Consider the following 18,028-nt stretch of genomic DNA (forward strand, 5'->3'; position numbering starts at 1 on the left):
TAGATTCCTATAATAGCTTTACCGACTAATAACATAGTTAACAGGTCGGAATAATAAATATTAGGGGAATGTATAATGAAAAAAAGTGTAACTTTACTATCCGGCGTGCTTATGGCTTCTTTGTTATTTACAGCATGCTCTAGTGGAGGAGCTGATAATAGCAGTTCTTCAGTAGCCAATGGTACAACCGAAGCATCACCGACGACTGCTCTCACCAGTTTGTTCAAAGCACCTGATCTTACCAAGTTACCTGCTACCGCTCAGCAACGTACAGATACGATCATTATGGCGTTAACTGATCCAGCCGGAGCATTTACTCCTTATTTTCATCAAAGTGGATACGATGGCAATGTCTCTTCATTATTGTATGCACCGCTTGTGACAACAGATGATAAAGGGCTACCGGCTCCGAATCTAGCGGAAAGTTGGGATTTGTCCAAAGATCAACTTACATATACGTTTCATTTGCGTAAAAATTTGAAATTTAGTGATGGCTCACCGCTTACAGCAGACGATGTAGCGTTCACATGGACGATTTTGCATGACAAATCGTATGACAATGATTCGCTTATTCCCACATTAGGCATCGTAGGTGGAGCAGATTACAAAGCTGGCAAAGCGTCTACTATCTCTGGCATTAAAGTTATTGATCCACAGACTATTTCAGTTACGATTGCGAAGCCTAATGCAACTGCACTATTGACGTTAGGTAGCGATGTATTGTCCAAAGCTTATTATGGCAAAGACTATAAATTCGGCGAACTGGAATATATCAAAAAGTTACATCAGACTCCACTTGGGAATGGCCCGTATGTATTAACCAAGTTTATTCCGGGACAAGAAGTACGTTTTACAGCTAATGAAAATTATTTCAAAGGCGCTCCCAAAACAAAAAACTTTATCTACAAAACATCAGAAGGAGATACTTGGCAGTATGTGGAGACAGGGGAAATTGATTTTGCTTCCTTTAGTGCGACACAAGAAAATATCGATAAACTCAAAAGTTTGGGATTTGTAGATATTTTGCCGTATACACCAAGCACGTATAGCTTTTTACAAGCCAATCTGGAACATGAAGCTTTGAAAGATAAAAAAGTACGTCAAGCGATTGCTTACGGATTGGATCGTCAAAGTATTTATGTAGACGCGAACCAAGGGGCAGGAGAAATAGCTAATATTCCTGCGGCTCCTATCTCATGGGCGTATACAACAGATGGTATTAATCCGTATGCCTATAGCGCAGAAAAAGCGAATCAATTGCTTGATGAAGCAGGTTGGGTCGCTGGAGCAGATGGTATTCGTGAAAAAGATGGCCAAAAGCTGACTCTTCATTATCTAGGTTCCAAAAGTCCACAAACGGATATCTTTATCGCTGTCGCTACAGAAAACTTCAAAGCGATCGGCGTTGATTTCCAACCGGAAGTATTTGCAGACTTTAACTCACTTGCTTCCAAAGTCGAAGGCGGAGATTATGATCTAGCTTCATTCTCGACACCGATGTTAACCGATCCTTCAGATGGGTTAGTGCAATTTTTGGATGGAGAGATCAAAGGGTATGATAATCCTGAATTTGTGAAATTATATAACGAAGCATTAGCAACCAACGATATTGAACAACGCAAAAAAATCTATGCAGATATTTTCAAATTATTAAACGATGATCTACCTGTTATTTTCACTAACTACAAAAAAGTGGTCTATGCCTATAACGGACGTATTCAAGACTTAACAGTCAGTCCATTTAACGGTATTGCATCAAGTGTACCGCAATGGAATTTGAAGTAATCGGTAATAAGGAGTTGAGCATATGAGTAGCTATTTAATCAAGCGTCTAGCGTATACTCTGTTTATTTTATTAGCAGCTTCGTTATTGATCTTTTGCCTGTATGCATTAACTCCGGGGGATTTTATAACAGGTAATATCAAGTTAAGTCCTGAACGCAAAGCAGAATTGCGTGAGTTATACGGGCTAAACAAACCGTTATTAGAGCGATATATCATCTGGATGAACAATGCGTTTCATGGGAATTTTGGGTATTCGCTGGATAAACAACAACCGGTACTCACGTTATTTAATCAGTATGTATGGAATTCATTTTTGTTAGCGATTGTCTCTACATTTCTAACGTGGCTTATTGCTGTGATTATCGGTGTAATCGCAGCGTATAAACAGTATTCATGGTTTGATACGCTCGTGATGGTCGGTATCTTTGCCGCTATGTCGATTCCGTCGTTTTTTATTGGACTATTTCTGATTAAAATATTGGCGGTTGACTTCAAATGGTTACCGCCGGGAGGCATGTTAACGACAGGTAGCAATGCTACAGGAATCGCTTATCTAAAAGAAGTGATTCATCATATGACGTTGCCGGTCATTGTTATGACATTGCTGGGTGTAGGATCATTAACCCGTTACTTCCGCAGTAATATGATTGATGTTATTCAGCAAGATTATATCCGTACGGCTCGTGCCAAAGGATTGAGTGAGCGCAAAGTGTTATTTACCCATGCTTTGCGTAATGCGTTATTGCCTGCGATTACACTGGTAGGATTTGAATTACCTGCGCTATTTGGTGGGTCGCTGATTATTGAACGAATTTTCAATTGGCCGGGGATAGGTCAATTGTATATGCAATCATTTACAGTTCGAGATTATCCGCTATTAATGGGCTTTACGATGTTTATAGCTGTACTAACCGTTATCGGTACATTATTATCGGATATTTTGTATCATGTCGCTGATCCGCGTGTAAAAATCTAGCGGACTAAGGAGGATCATATGCCATCTATACAGGCTGAAGTGACGAATGTATCTACCCATAGACCTCAAGCTGTCAAATCGTCTTTGTGGCGACAGTCGATTCGTAAATTAGTCAAAAATAAATTGGCTGTAGGTGGATTTGCAGTCGTTGTGTTTATGTTTTTGCTTTGTTTTGTAGGGCCTTTATTTTCGCCGTATACCGACAATAAAGTGAATATGGCAATGATGAATAAAGCGCCTAATATCCATCACTGGCTGGGAACCGATAAGTTAGGACGGGATGTATTAACACGTGTGATGCAAGCAGGAAGAATCTCGTTAACAGTAGGGATTGCATCGATGTTTTTGTCTGTATTTATCGGAACATTGTTAGGAGCGATAGCAGGATATTATCGAGGGATTGTTGATCAAGTGATTATGCGTATCGCTGATCTGCTACTCACGATTCCCAGTCTGCCGTTATTGTTTATTTTTGGAGCCTTATTATCAGAATGGAAAGTACCTACAGATTACCGAATGTATATCGTAATGCTTATTCTCAGCCTTGTAGGTTGGCCTTCACTAGCACGTATGGTGAGAGGGCAATTGTTATCTTTGCGTGAACGGGAATTTATGCAAGCAACGATCGTTTTGGGATTACGTGATCGTCGTAAATTGGTGAATCATTTATTACCGAATCTAGTCCCATTATTAATAGTGATTGCTACGCTGAATATTGGTGGCGCTATTCTTAGTGAATCGGTATTAAGCTTCTTTGGACTAGGTGTTATGCCGCCTACACCTACATGGGGCAATATGATTGATGCGGCAAATAATATGATCGATTTTCAAGAACGTCCGTGGTTATGGGTTCCACCCGGTTTTTCTATTTTTGCAACAGTGATAGCCATTAATATTTTTGGTGATGGGTTGCGAGATGTGCTTGATCCGAAACAAAAAAGGTAGGTGAATCAACATGAGTACCGACTCGTTATTGCATATTCAGCATTTAAGCACCTATTTTGATACCGATGATGGTACAGTCAAAGCAGTCGATGATATCAGCTTGCATGTTCGTCCCGGTGAAATTGTCTGTATTGTCGGTGAATCCGGTTGTGGTAAAAGTATCACTGCACTCTCTGTAATGGGATTGATCGAAGCGCCTGCTGGACGGATTGCAGATGGTGTGATTGATTTTAATGGGCAAAATTTATTGAATTTGAGCAAAAATCATCTACGAAGTATTCGTGGGAATGATATCGCTATGATTTTTCAAGAACCGATGTCTTCACTCAATCCTGTACTTACGATCGGTGAACAAATGAGCGAGCCATTAATCATTCACAAAAAAATGAATAAAAAACAAGCTCAACAGCGAGTATTGGAATTGATTACGCAAGTAGGTATTTCTCGTCCAGAACAGATTGCCAAGTCATATCCGCATGAATTAAGTGGAGGAATGTTACAGCGCATTATGATCGCTATCGCCATCTCTTGTGATCCCAAGCTGTTAATTGCCGATGAGCCTACAACGGCGCTTGATGTTACGATTCAAGCACAGATTCTAGATATGTTACGAGAATTCCGTAGTCAATCGGATATGTCGATTCTGTTGATTACACATGATCTAGGTGTGGTCGCTGAAATGGCAGATTATGTGATTGTTATGTATTCAGGCAAAATAGTAGAAGAAGGCGAAGTGGTTGAATTATTTGCTCATCCTCGCCATCCGTATACTCAAGGGCTACTTCGTTCTAAGCCTATTATCAATCAACGGCAAAAAGAACTGTATTCGATTCCAGGATATGTACCGAACCCGCTTGAATTGCAAAAATCCTGTTATTTTCATGAGCGATGTGAGCATTGTATGGATATTTGTCGTACCGAAGAACCGCCACTACGTGATCTAGAAAACGGTCAAAAAACGGCTTGCTGGTTATATGAAAAGGAGGCAACCGTTCATGTCTGAAGCACTGCTAGATATTCAGCATCTCAAAAAATACTTTCCTATCAAATCAGGGCTACTTAGTAGAACAGTCGGACAGGTGAAAGCTGTCGATGATATTAGTATTACGATTCAGCCAGGAGAAACATTTGGTCTGGTTGGAGAGTCGGGTAGTGGCAAAAGTACAGTAGGACGTACAGCTATTCGGTTAACCGACAAAACCGCTGGAGAAGTTCGATTTAAAGGAACCGATATTTATCATTTACCACCGGAGCAGTTGCGACAGTTACGTCCCAAAATGCAGTTGATCTTTCAAGATCCATACAGTTCGCTGAATCCTCGTGTACGGATAGGCGAAGCGATAGGTGAAGCTTTGTTAGATCATGGTCTAGCACCTGCTTCCGATATTCGTGATCGGGTCAAAGAAGTACTATCTTCTTGCGGATTATCGTCCTATCATATTGATCGTTTTCCACATGAATTTTCTGGAGGTCAACGTCAACGGATCGGAATCGCCCGAGCATTGGTATTGAATCCAGAGCTGATTATTGCTGATGAACCGGTATCAGCGCTTGATGTATCGATTCAAGCTCAGATTATTAACCTGTTTAGTCATTTACAGGAGAGTAAAGGATTAACGTATCTTTTTATTTCGCATGATTTGAGTGTAGTCGAACATCTATGTTCACGTATTGGGGTGATGTATCTCGGTTCAATGGTAGAGACAGCTTCCAGAGATGAATTGTTCCGTCATCCGCTACATCCATATACCAAAGCTTTGTTATCTGCTGTACCGATTCCGATTCCCAAGTTAAAGCGTGAACGAATCGTGTTAAAAGGGGATATTCCAAGCCCTGCCAATCCACCTTCTGGTTGCAAATTTCATACTCGCTGTCCGTTTGCAGAACAGCGTTGTAAAGACGAAGTTCCTGTATTTCGCAATATGGGTAGTGATCACTGGGTTGCATGTCATTTGGTCTAGACGTATAAAATAATAGTATAATTAGCAAAAAGCCACTGATCTTTAAAAGATCAATGGCTTTTTTTTGATGGTATCTATTTAGTTAGAAGCTGTAACAGCTACTTGCTCGCGGCAAGCATCTGAGCAGAAGTGTTCGTGTTCTTCTTTGCAAGATTCGCATACCACATGTTGCAGATTGCAAGTCGGGCAGTTGATATAATCGTCTGTTGGTGCTTCGCAATGATAGCATTTGCCTACAATAATATCTTCATCGGTATGGTTGATTGGAATCGAAATACGTTCGTCAAATACATAACATTTTCCGTCAAACAATCGACCTTGTACTTCAGGGTCTTTACTATAAGTCACAATACCGCCTTCAAGTTGAGCAACATCGTTAAAGCCTTCTTTCATCAAGAAACCGGTTAGCTTTTCACAACGTACGCCACCTGTGCAGTATGTGAGAATCTTTTTGTCTTTGAACTCGCTCATATTTTCTCTGATCCATTCAGGGAACTCGCGAGAAGATTCAACATTCGGACGAATTGCCCCGCGGAAATGACCGATATCGTATTCATAATCGTTACGACCATCCAAAACAATCACATCTTCTTGTTGAAGTTGTTCATAGAACTCTTTCGGTGAAAGGTGCTTGCCTGTAAATTCACTAGCATCCCATTCTTCTTCAAAGCGGAAAGTGACCAATTCATCTTTTGGACGCACAAACATTTTTTTGAAAGCATGTTCTTCTGCTTCATCAATTTTGAACACTGTATCTGCAAATCGTGGATCTGCTAATAAGTCTTGCATATACTGTTCAGTCTGTTCAAAATCACCTGACAATGTACCGTTAATACCTTCTGGTGCGATTAGAATTCTTCCTTTGATACCTAACTTTTTGCAATATTTCAAATGCTCTGCGGCAAGTGCTTCATGATCATCAATTTTGACAAATTTATAAAATAATAAAATCCGGTATGGACTCGTAGACATATTCATCACCCTATATATAAAAATTTTAATTTTGCACCGACGTACAATATAATCGCAATCATAAATTTTACGCTTCTCTTGGGGGTTAGTCAATGAAAATGTATAAAAAGGGGGATTTAATTCTTATGGTGGGGTGGGAGCGCTGCGCCAATAGAATCGTTCTTGTCGTCGCTGTTGCTATGGAATCCCTTGAATGACCGCTTGGCGGTCGGGATTTCATAGCAAAGGCGATCGCTTCGCTCTTTCAGAACGATTCTATTCGCTCCGCTCTACGGTGGGAGTGGGAGGAATTAAAGTCTTGGGTGGGGGAGGGTAGGTGGAGTTTGGGTGGGAGATTTGGAGGGGAGTGAGAATGTAGTGGGAAAGTAATAGATAGTATTGAGATGGTAAGTGAGAGTCAGATATAGTGGGATTATTGTGAGAATGGGAAGAAGATTTTGTGAAGGGATAATATATAGTGGGAAATAAAAAAAGGGGCTGTCTAATGGGGATAGACAGCCGGGAGTGTGGGATAGCATATAGAGTTGGGATGGAGAAAGTATCTATTCACTGATGCTTATGCAACATACTTAAATGTGATTTGATTTTGTATAGTGATTAGCGGTTTGCGCGGTTTTTGGAATTTTGTTTATGTGTTTTGGATAAGGTTTTCCATTTTTGTTTTTCTTGGCGCAGTTGAGTGACGTTATTTTTGCGTTCGTTGTAGGCTAGTTCTTTTTTGAGTTTGAGCCAGTTGTTGTAATGTTTAGTTGGTAGTGTGCCTTCGGTTAATGCTTGTTGCACCGCGCAGTCTGGTTGATCCTCTGTATGCGCACAGTCGTGGAAGCGACACTGTTCGGCTAGAGATTCGATATCATGGAATGTTTCTTCCAGTCCTGTCGAAGCTTGCCCTATACCCAGACTTCGCATGCCAGGAGTATCGATCACGATCATACCATTGTGTAGTAAATGGAGTTCACGATGAGTAGTAGTGTGTTTACCTTTCGCATCGTCTTCGCGAATTGCATTTGTTTTCATTTTGTATTCGCCTGCAAGTGCGTTAACGAGTGAAGATTTACCGACACCAGAAGAACCAAGCAATACCAGTGTGTCTCCTACAGCAAAATGCGCTTGTAGTTCTGTTAATCCGTCACCATGAATACTATCGACTGGATAGACAGGAACACCAAAGCCAGCTATTTCTAATTGTTGAAGATAGTGATCCAATTGATCGGTTAGATCGCTTTTGGTTACGATAATAAGCGGTTGTGCTCCGCTATTCCACGCAATCGTTAAATAACGCTCAATACGATTCAGATTAAAATCATCATTTGCCGAACAAACGAGTAGACAATAATCAAAATTGGCAGCAACCACCTGTTCACCAATATCAGGATCATCACGCAAAATAATCGTTTTACGTGGTAACACTTGATGGATGAGTGAAGTATCACCGGGATGGCTCTCCAGAGCGACAAAATCACCAATCGAAGGGCGATCGACTCGCAGAGCATCGCGGAATGAAGAGGTTTTTAATTTGGCTAATTGTTCTCCATCTTCAGAGACAACACGGTATACATGTTTGAACACCGCACTAATCCGTGCTGGAATAAGACGTTCCGACGTCTCATAGGCTGCAAAGTGTGCAGCAAAATAATCGTTATATCCATAATCATTAATATTCAATTCAGTTAGCTCCTTTGTTGTATCGGGAGCTTGTTTACGTTATCCGTTCATTTCTCCCGATTGGAAATAGGTTCTATGCGGCGTGTGATGGGGTGTACGTTCAATAGTCATCATTATGAATCATCCTTTCTGTTCGGGATTTCACCAACAGTATAACAGAAAATGGATAAAAAGGAATAGCAAAAATAGAAGATACGTATAAACATAACCAGGATTGTAAATAGAGTGTTATCTTTTACACGTTATAAACAATTCATTTATGATCAAAAAGAACTAAATTTGTAAGCAAATCGCAAAAATACCTTTTCAGCCCGCAAAAATACGTTACAATTGAGTTGTGAATATTTGTTGAATACATGTAAATTTAATATCAATGATCCAATAATCATAGCGTAATTACGTTTGATGTGAGGAGGAAGCAGATGAATCCGAAGCGTACAAGTTCAAGGTTGTTGCGGAGTTATATGTTGTCTTATTTACTTATTTTTCTGATTCCTCTTATTTTGATTACTGTTCTGGTCTATCAAAGCGCTGTTAAAAGTCTACGTACTGAAATAGAGCAATCCAATGTGAATCAGTTAAGTCAGGTACGAATGACGATAGATGGACGGATGAAAGAGTTAAGCGATATTGCAGCCCGGATCAGTTATGATAACAATCTGACTTCTTACATGGTGAAGCATCCGTATTATAGTCGTGAAGCGATCAATACACTGGCTCAATATCGAGCGAATAGTTCGATTATTGATGAGTTATTTCTTTATTTTCATAACGATTCGATGATCTATTCTTCTCAAGGATTAAGTAATTTGAATGTGGTTTTTGGACGAACATATGAATTTAATAATTGGACAAATGAACAGATTACACATGACCTTAATGAGATTAATTATCCGATGACTCGCTTAACCGAGCAATTGGGCACTCATTCACGCCAAAGGTCGATGTTATTACATATTGTGCCGATCAAGCCTGCTGATGCGTATCCATATGCGTCTGTAGTGTATTTGATTGAAGAATCCAAATTGACCGGAATGATGGATTCGATTTTGAATGATTTTAAAGGAAATAGTTATATTTTTGACAATACAGGTCAGGTACTTACGGTCAACAACCATGATCAACCGGTGCAAAATCAAGAATTGAATACGCTTTCTCAGCTAGGAGAAGGGATTCATAGTATGATGCTAAATGGAAAACCGCAGTCTGTAGTGTCGGTCACTTCAGCGCAAAATGGGTGGACATATGTAACGACTATGCCAAGTGATCAATTTTTTAGTCGGATTTTTCATATTCAGACATTGATTATATTGGTGTTCGGATTGATTGCTCTAGCAGGTATTCCAATCGCAGTATTATTAGCGCGTAGACAGTATCATCCACTACGTGATCTGGTTGAATTTGCAAAAGAAAAAACCAATCATTCAACCATCCCATCTGTCTCCAGTGGCACTTCTAATGAGTGGACATGGATTAAAAACACATTGCATGATTATCGATATCAGATGGATATGCAGGAACCGTATGTGCGTCACCAGTGCTTACTATTGTTAATGAAGCATGGCAAGCCAGAAGATCCAGAGACGATACGTGTTATAGACAGTCTGGGGCTGGAAGCCGATCATCATCAATATTTTGTCATGATTGTAGCCAGTGATATTTTATCTGAAGCCAGATATACAGATACATTACAAGCTACAGATACAGACATAGCCGAGACTCAGCGCTTAGAGAAATTGCTGGATCCGTATTTATTTTTACCGGATATTTTAGCAGAAATCGATCTTCCTCATTTGAATGCACATATTTATGGAATAGAGTACTCGTCAGGCAATCGGTTAGCTTTGGCGGTGTGCTGGCATCAGCTTGAAGAAGTAGAGCGTCAGCAACAAATGAAGCAGATTGTAGAAGCAGTTAGAGAAATTGTGTTTGAACATTATTATACGTTGCCAACTGTAGGGGTAGGCACAAGTTATACACGTCTGGATGAGTTAAATCAATCTTTTATCGAAGCGGCAACAGCGATGGAATATCGATTAACAGATACCCAGCATAGTGTCACATACTTTGATCAATTAAATAGTGAAGCCGATCGTCCTTCAGGCGAGCATTATTGGATTACAAATGAATCGTTATTAAAATTATCTCAAAGTTTGAAGCAAGGTAATATTATGGTTGCTTCCCATATGGTGCAGACGGTTGTAGCCGACGTACGCTCACAAGCCTTACCACTTTCACTGATGCGGTGTGTTTTATTTGATCTATTAAATACAGTGCTCAAAGCGGCTTCAGAAGTGGGATTAATACGAAGTATACGCGACATGCCGAAGCTGGCTTCTTTTGAACGTACAGAAGAGTTAGAAGAACAACTACATCTATTGATTGCACGCATCTGTACATGTGCAGAACACAAAGAAGAAACCAAGCAATTATCTATGATGGATCAAGTGCTTGCTTATGTACGGGAACAGTATTGTGATTATGCGCTAAGTCTGGAAGGTGTGGCTCAGCAGTTCTCGATTTCTAGTTCATATCTTAGCCGCACCTTTAAAGAAAAAACAGGGTATACGTTCTCTCAATATGTATGGCAATTGCGTATGGATGAAGTGATCCGGCAGATGAACGATACCAACGATCCACTGAAAGATATTATTCTGCGTGTAGGATATCTGGATACCGCTAATTTTATTCGCAAATTTAAAAAAGAAACAGGCTGTACACCGGGGCAATATCGTAAGCAAAGTCTGCAAAATGAAGATCATAATCTACCAATTAACAACAGTACAGGATAATCAGGAGCAACACTGTTTGTAGGATAAAAAAGATGATAAAAAAAAGACCTCAATCGCTATCTCTAGCGGAAAGAGGTCTTTTTTTTATGAGTACATTTCTACGTTTACATATCAATCACATAAATTGTATGAATCACATAAATCGCATCAATAATGTGGTTATGCTGTATACTTGTCTACCTTTTTAGCTTGATTTCCAGCGATCATACGCTACCTGATAAATCTCTATAATCCGATCTCCACCCATTTGCTTGATCGTTGCTAGATACGTATCCCAACTGGTTAACGGTTCTTGTCCGGTAACAAATTTGGCTTCCATTTGCTCAATATACGTATCCATATCTGCACGCAGACTTGAAATTTCAGCCTGTTCTTCTTGCGTTAGATACAGAATAGGGAAAGGTGGCTGTGGATCATAGGCAAGAATTTTCTCGTCATTTTGCTTGTCTACCCACGTATCAAATTCTTCTTTTAATCCTTTTTGCAAATCAGGGCTTAATAAAGTAGGCGCTGGCGTACCATAGTTCGGTGTTAATGTTCCACGGTAATCTTCACGACTATTGTACTGGCTTGGTAGCTCTTTCCATTTCTTAGTATGATCTTTTTCGTTGACCGTCTCGTACATTAGACCTTCAGGGCCTTTGTCGAACAGCATAGCACCTTCATAGCTGTACATATAATCGACCCAGCGCATAGAAGCTTCTGGTGAAGGGTTGCTTTCAGTAATAGCAAATGATCCGGTAGATAACCCCGGGTGAATAGCAACAGCTGGCTTGTCTACAGCATCACTTTTCACAGGAACAAACATCGGGTCTTTGGTTGTCGGCTTACCGCCATGTGTGAAATAAGCATGCCAATCTTGGAAAAGACCTAGCTGATTGTTAGCCCCTTTGGCTTTTTTCTGATCAGGAGTTTGTGAGAACGTTTCATGATCTAACAGATTTTCATTCCATAAGCGATTCATATACGTTAAAAATTCACGATATCCTTCTTCGGTACGAGCAAAATGTACTTTACCATCTGCATCATTATAGATATCTTCTCCATAGATACCCCAAGCACCTAATAACCATGAACGAATATCATCTAATTTGACAGAAGCTAAAGGAATTTCGTCTTTTTTGCCATTGCCATTCGGATCTTCATCACGGAAACGAACCAATAGATCGTACAATCCTTCAGTAGTGGTTGGTAGATCTTTGACTTTCAGTGCTTCCAAAAAGTCACCGTTATACCACATCGGACTGCGATACCAGATACTTTGCTGATTGATTACCGGTAATGAATAAATATGACCATCCGGTGTAGTGATCGATTTGCGGATAGATGGATCTTCGTCCATTAGCTTTTTAAGATTAGGTGCATAATTATCGATTAGACCTTCCAGCGGAAGCAAGATACCTTGATTTCCGTAGTTGACTTCGTCTGCTTGAGTGAGAGAAGAAGCATAGAAGATATCTGGATACTCACCACTGGCAAATACCAGATTTTTTTTCGTTTCAAAGCTATCCAATGGCGGATTTTCGAAAGTGAACGACACATTTGTTAACTTTTCCATTTCTTGAAAAGCAGGCATGTCTTTCCAGTTCTGTAGACCAACATCAGGGCCCATCATTGATAAAGTAATCTTTTCTTTGACGATAGGGAATCCTTCTTTACTTACATTTTCAGCCGAGTTAGACTTGGCGGCTTCTTCAGCTTTGCCACCGGAACAGCCAGCAAGTAGCGTCGTTCCTAATACCAACGATAATGCGACTGTACCTGTTTTGCGCATAAAAGTAGAACGGAATCGAAATGGAGATTGATTTGTCATAATAATCCTCCTTGTAAATGATAGTAGACATTCGATCGTAAGCGCTTACCCTTTGACTGATCCTATCATAACGCCCTGAACAAAATAACGCTGAACAAAAGGATAGACCGCAATAATCGGCAATGTGGCAACAATAATAACAGCATATTTGAGCAGAGCCGCCATATCTGCTTTGGCATTCATCGCCATTGCAGCTTCACCGCTCGTAGCGGCACCTTGAGCAGAAGTAGACATTTCTTGCAAAACAAGAATCTGACGCAATACCATTTGTAGCGGATACTTGGATTGATCATTTAAATATACCAAAGCGTTAAAATAACTGTTCCAGTGACCTACACCATAGAATAGTGCCATTACTGCAATAATAGGTGTTGATAACGGAACAACGATTTTTAGAAATAATCTCAAATTCGTACATCCATCCATATGAGCGGCTTCTTGAAGTTCAATCGGAATCGTGGATTGGAAAAATGTCCGCGCTACAATAATGTTCCAGACCGAAGCAGCTCCTGGCAAGATCAATGCCCACATCGAGTTCACCAGACCTAATTGTTTGACGATAAGATACGTAGGGATCAGACCACCACTAAAAAACATTGTGACTAGAAACATTCCCATAAAAAACCCTCGTCCTACAAAATCTTTACGACTGAGTGCATAAGCCGCAGGTAAAGTGACTAGTAGATTGATTAACGTGCCGACAACTGTATACAAAATCGTATTGCCATAACCGACCCAGATTTTACTATTTTCAAAAACTCTAATGTATCCTTCAAATGTAATTCCTTTGGGCAACAGCCACATTTCGCCTGAATTGACGTAAGAAGGTGTACTGATCGAAGCACTTAAAATGTAGATAACAGGGTAGAGTACTAGTACAAAAGCGATCGTCACATACAGGTAGTTGCAAATCAGAAACAAACGGTCTGTTTTGGTTTCTTTGATCACAGCAGCCATAGATCATCCCTCCTTAATACGTTATAGATAAGCTATATATGAATTACCATAGACTATGTTCTGTTGTACGACGAGCAATCTGATTCACAGTAATCAATAGAATCGCATTAACCGCTGAATTAAATAGACCTACTGCTGTTGAGAAGCTGTACTGTACATTAATCAGACCGGTACGATATACAAATGTATCAATAACATCAGAAGAACTCATATTAAGAGCATTTTGCAATAATAAAATCTTCTCAAAACCAACTCCTAAGATACTCCCTATACTCAAAATCAGCAAAATTGTAATCGTCGGGATAATGGTTGGAATATTGATACTGATAATACGTCGAAAACGGCTTGCACCATCCATAATAGCAGCTTCATGTAGCTGTGGATCGACCGCGGAAAGGGCAGCAAGGTAAATGATAGTTCCCCAACCTGTACTTTGCCAGACACCGGATAAGACGTACATCGTTTTGAACCATGCCGGATCGGTCAGTAGATTAGGCGCAGTAAAGCCTGACCATTCTATAAATTTGATAATGATTCCTGTAGAAGGAGAAAGAAATGTAATAATAATCCCTGCCATAACTACAACCGAGATAAAATGAGGAGCATACGTGACGGTTTGTACAGTGCGTTTGAAAAATCCATTTTTGATCTCATTAAAAGCGAGTGCTAATAAAATAGGTAAAGGAAAACCAACAGCTAATTCGTATAACGAGATACTTAATGTATTCCATAATAAATCCCAGAAATAATAAGATTCAAAAAAACGCTTAAAATGCGTAAAACCTACCCAGGGACTATCGGCGATCCCTCGTGCGGGCAGAAAGTTTTTGAAAGCAATCTGAATGCCATACATAGGTCCATAATGAAAGATAAGAAAGTACAAAAATGCAGGTGCTATTAAGATGTATAATTCCCAATTACGTGTGATCCTTTTCCAAAGTGACTTACGCCGATCAGATACATTAACTTCAGAAATAGAATCAGTATGAACGGTATTCGATACATTTCTTTGCATCATAGTCCTCCTTTCTGGTGAAACGATAGAATAATAAAGAAGTGGTGTACCGCTATGTGTATAGTCTTATTGTAGAAATATAACGGTTGAACCGTAAATATGTGAATCATGAAGTGAATAGTAAAAAAGCACATATTCCTTGTCAGTACAGGCTTTATAGAACATAGAGAGTATCAATCTACTACTCAAAAAGATCAAGAAGTATGTAAAATTTGCTGTCATATAAGTAGTCATTTTAACAAAAAACATATAAATAAATGATTTTTCGATTTATAGAACGCTTACAAAATAAATATAAAATATCAATGTTAGTTGTATGCGTTTACATATGTAAGGTTAGTGATGGGTGGAAGTGAAATGTTTAGTACAAGAGGGTTATGTTTAAAATATCCCCATACGTTCTTTCCATTAAATAGAAAGAAGTTCGTATTCTACATATTACAAATTCACTTATTAAAGGATGATTATAAAATGGATCAAAATGATAAAGTGTTAGATAAAATTGTGGGTGTATTTGATAACGAAGCTCAAGTTAGTCGTACGTTAGAAGATTTGAAAGCAGCAGGATTTACAGAGCAAGATATTTCAGTTATTGCTAAAGACCATGAAGAGATCGAACGAATAGAGCAAGAGACTGATATGGATACAGCAGAAGGCATGGCTTCCGGTGCAGCTACAGGTGGAGTGCTCGGCGGGGTCGCTGGTCTGCTAATTGGATTAGGAGCATTAACGATTCCGGGTATCGGGCCAATATTAGCAGCAGGGCCGATAGCGGCTACTTTTACAGGGGCGATTGTAGGAGCTGGTGCAGGCGGTCTTGCTGGTGGTCTAGTAGGCTATGGTGTACCTGAAGAAGATGCACGCCATTATGATGAGCGTGTCAATGAGGGAGCAATACTGGTATTAGTTGATGAATCAACAGGACGTGGAGCTGAGATCTACAATATTTTCCGCAAAAATAACGCTTCTAATGCACAATATGATGAAATGTAATTCATAGATCATTAAAAATCGATCTGCAAGTAAAACACTAATGAATGATAGATAATTTATGAGTAGCCATCAGAAAACAATAAGGCAATTGTACAGGTGATTATACTGTAGAATTGTCTTTTTTTATGCCTATTCAGCAAGTCTATACATAGCTACATTTTGCTAAAATAAATAGTCGTTGACAACTTGTATATACAAGAATATAATCCTGTATATACAAGTTAGATGTAAGCGATATTATAAACATCGATAGCAATCTGATTCAAGGAGAAATGTGAATATGAATGCTTTATCCACACAATCAGTCCAAATTACCCGACAAGACTGGTGGCGCAAATCGGTCGTGTATCAAGTCTATCCACAAAGTTTTAATGATACGACAGGCAAAGGAACAGGCGATATCAAAGGTGTTACTCAAAAGTTAGATTATCTAAAAGGATTAGGTGTTGAGATTGTCTGGTTACAACCTGTCTACTTATCCCCACAAAATGATAACGGTTACGACGTAGCCGATTACTATCGTATTCATCCTCAATATGGAACGATGGAAGATATGGAAGAATTGATCGCAGAGATCAAAGCACGTGATATGTATTTGATGACTGATATTGTAGTCAATCATTCTTCAACAGAACATTATTGGTTCCAGGAAGCTCGCAAATCCAAAGACAACCCGTATCGGCATTATTATATCTGGCGTGATCCTGCTCCAGACGGCGGTGTTCCTAACAACTGGCAGTCCAAATTTGGCGGCTCAGCATGGCAATATGATGATCATAGCGGGCAGTATTTTTTGACATTATTTGATAAAACACAAGCTGATCTGAATTGGGAAAATCCTAAAGTTCGACAAGAAGTGATTGATTTGTTAACTTTTTGGGCAAATAAGGGTGTTAGCGGATTTCGGATGGATGTTATTAATTTGATCTCCAAAGATCAGAATTTCCCAACTGATACCGATGAAGGCGGTCTGGCTATTAGAGACGGTCGTAAATTTTATACTGATGGGCCGCGTGTACATGAGTATGTGAAAGAGTTGTATGAAAAAGTATTTGCACCTTATCAAGCCGTAACGGTAGGGGAAATGTCATCAACAACACTGGAGCATTGTATACGTTATTCCAATCCAGAGGAAAAAGAATTTTCGATGACCTTCAATTTTCATCATTTGAAAGTAGATTATCCGAATGGTCAGAAATGGGAATTGATGCCTTATGATTTTGAAGCATTAAAATCATTATTGTCCCACTGGCAAGTAGGAATGCAGCAAGGAGGAGGATGGAACGCTTTATTTTTCAATAATCATGATCAGCCGCGCGCATTATCACGTTTTCTAAATGATGATCAATACCGCGTAGAAAGTGCCAAATTATTAGCGACCACTTTGCATGGCTTACAAGGAACACCTTATATTTTTCAAGGTGAAGAAATCGGGATGCCTAATCCGCAGTGGTCAAGTATTGATGAATTTCGAGATATAGAATCTACGAATATGTATCGCATTTTGCAAGAACAAGGTAAATCAGCGACAGAAGCATTAGATATTATTCGTGAACGTTCGCGTGATAATTCACGTACACCGATGCAATGGGATAGCAGCACTAATGCAGGATTTACAACAGGAACACCATGGATCAAAGTGGATGAACGTTATCCAGATATCAATGTACAGTCTCAGCTTCATGATCCGTTCTCCGTTTATCATCATTATCGTCAATTGATTACACTTCGCCAGCAAGTAGAAGTGCTCACCGATGGTACATATGAACGATTAGATCAGTCCCATCCTCAGATATTTGCTTATACACGTAGCAATGCACATGAGCGCATCATTGTTATTTCTAATTTTAGTGCAGAACAAGCAGTATTTCATTTACCAGAGCAGATCACACAACAATACAGTTCAGTACAATTACATGCGGCTACTTTATTGATCGGCAATACAGTCACTACACCACATGTAAGTGAATCCATAAATTTAGAACCGTATGCGTCTTATATGTGGCTTCTGCATGAAGATCGTTCTGTATCCAATCGTTCTCAATAATTGATCCAAATAATCAATCATTAATCTATACAAATAAAGTATGAGTGGAGTAGAGCAGAATCAATCTGTTCTACTTTGCAAGTACATGAACATGCAGACATAGTGAA

13 protein-coding genes are annotated in these 18,028 nt (G+C 39.5%); 8 read left to right on the top strand and 5 right to left on the bottom strand.

Annotated features, from left to right (window positions below):
• Positions 1 to 75: 75 nt before the first annotated feature.
• The 5 genes from PQ456_RS10555 to PQ456_RS10575 are packed head-to-tail and all read left to right on the top strand — an operon-like array spanning position 76 to position 5,667.
• Positions 76 to 1,785 (top strand): ABC transporter substrate-binding protein, encoded by a 1,710-nt coding sequence (locus PQ456_RS10555; protein ID WP_273616087.1) that lies wholly within the window; start codon positions 76 to 78, stop codon positions 1,783 to 1,785.
• Between the two features lie 22 nt (positions 1,786 to 1,807).
• Complete coding sequence (locus tag PQ456_RS10560) at positions 1,808 to 2,761, top strand: ABC transporter permease (RefSeq protein ID WP_273616088.1); 954 nt, start codon at positions 1,808 to 1,810, stop codon at positions 2,759 to 2,761.
• Between the two features lie 18 nt (positions 2,762 to 2,779).
• Positions 2,780 to 3,706, top strand: coding sequence for an oligopeptide ABC transporter permease (gene opp4C / locus PQ456_RS10565; protein WP_273616089.1), 927 nt, complete (start codon positions 2,780 to 2,782; stop codon positions 3,704 to 3,706).
• 10 nt (positions 3,707 to 3,716) lie between these two features.
• Positions 3,717 to 4,709, top strand: coding sequence for an ABC transporter ATP-binding protein (locus PQ456_RS10570; RefSeq protein WP_273616090.1), 993 nt, complete (start codon positions 3,717 to 3,719; stop codon positions 4,707 to 4,709).
• Positions 4,702 to 5,667: an ABC transporter ATP-binding protein gene (locus PQ456_RS10575; protein WP_273616091.1), complete on the top strand. Its 966-nt coding sequence runs from the start codon at positions 4,702 to 4,704 to the stop codon at positions 5,665 to 5,667. Before PQ456_RS10570 ends, PQ456_RS10575 begins: the two co-directional genes overlap by 8 nt.
• A 78-nt stretch (positions 5,668 to 5,745) precedes the next feature.
• On the opposite strand, the gene trhO is transcribed toward PQ456_RS10575, so the two are convergent.
• Both trhO and rsgA read right to left on the bottom strand, forming a co-directional pair.
• Positions 5,746 to 6,639: an oxygen-dependent tRNA uridine(34) hydroxylase TrhO gene (gene trhO, locus PQ456_RS10580; protein ID WP_273616092.1), complete on the bottom strand. Its 894-nt coding sequence runs from the start codon at positions 6,637 to 6,639 to the stop codon at positions 5,746 to 5,748.
• Positions 6,640 to 7,236: 597 nt separating this feature from the next.
• On the bottom strand, positions 7,237 to 8,304 hold the full coding sequence (gene rsgA / locus PQ456_RS10585) for a ribosome small subunit-dependent GTPase A (RefSeq protein ID WP_273616093.1): 1,068 nt from the start codon (positions 8,302 to 8,304) through the stop codon (positions 7,237 to 7,239).
• 422 nt (positions 8,305 to 8,726) lie between these two features.
• On the opposite strand from rsgA, the gene PQ456_RS10590 reads away from it, so the two are divergent.
• Positions 8,727 to 11,096, top strand: a complete 2,370-nt coding sequence (locus PQ456_RS10590; RefSeq protein ID WP_273616094.1) for an AraC family transcriptional regulator — start codon at positions 8,727 to 8,729, stop codon at positions 11,094 to 11,096.
• 184 nt (positions 11,097 to 11,280) lie between these two features.
• Here the strand turns inward: PQ456_RS10590 and PQ456_RS10595 are convergent, their stop codons facing one another.
• From PQ456_RS10595 to PQ456_RS10605, 3 genes are read right to left on the bottom strand one after another with little or no spacing between them, the layout of a single operon-like run.
• On the bottom strand, positions 11,281 to 12,909 hold the full coding sequence (locus tag PQ456_RS10595) for a type 2 periplasmic-binding domain-containing protein (protein WP_273616095.1): 1,629 nt from the start codon (positions 12,907 to 12,909) through the stop codon (positions 11,281 to 11,283).
• Positions 12,910 to 12,954: 45 nt separating this feature from the next.
• Positions 12,955 to 13,866: a carbohydrate ABC transporter permease gene (locus PQ456_RS10600; protein ID WP_273616096.1), complete on the bottom strand. Its 912-nt coding sequence runs from the start codon at positions 13,864 to 13,866 to the stop codon at positions 12,955 to 12,957.
• Positions 13,867 to 13,909: 43 nt separating this feature from the next.
• Complete coding sequence (locus PQ456_RS10605; RefSeq protein WP_273616097.1) at positions 13,910 to 14,881, bottom strand: ABC transporter permease; 972 nt, start codon at positions 14,879 to 14,881, stop codon at positions 13,910 to 13,912.
• Positions 14,882 to 15,352: 471 nt separating this feature from the next.
• On the opposite strand from PQ456_RS10605, the gene PQ456_RS10610 reads away from it, so the two are divergent.
• Positions 15,353 to 15,874, top strand: coding sequence for a general stress protein (locus PQ456_RS10610; protein ID WP_273616098.1), 522 nt, complete (start codon positions 15,353 to 15,355; stop codon positions 15,872 to 15,874).
• Between the two features lie 280 nt (positions 15,875 to 16,154).
• The gene (treC, locus tag PQ456_RS10615; protein ID WP_273616099.1) at positions 16,155 to 17,921 is read left to right on the top strand and encodes an alpha,alpha-phosphotrehalase; all 1,767 of its coding nucleotides are present in this window, start codon (positions 16,155 to 16,157) and stop codon (positions 17,919 to 17,921) included.
• Positions 17,922 to 18,028: the final 107 nt, after the last annotated feature.

The sequence above is a fragment of the Paenibacillus kyungheensis genome, assembly GCF_028606985.1.
Classification (GTDB): Bacteria; Bacillota; Bacilli; order Paenibacillales; family Paenibacillaceae; genus Saccharibacillus; species Saccharibacillus kyungheensis.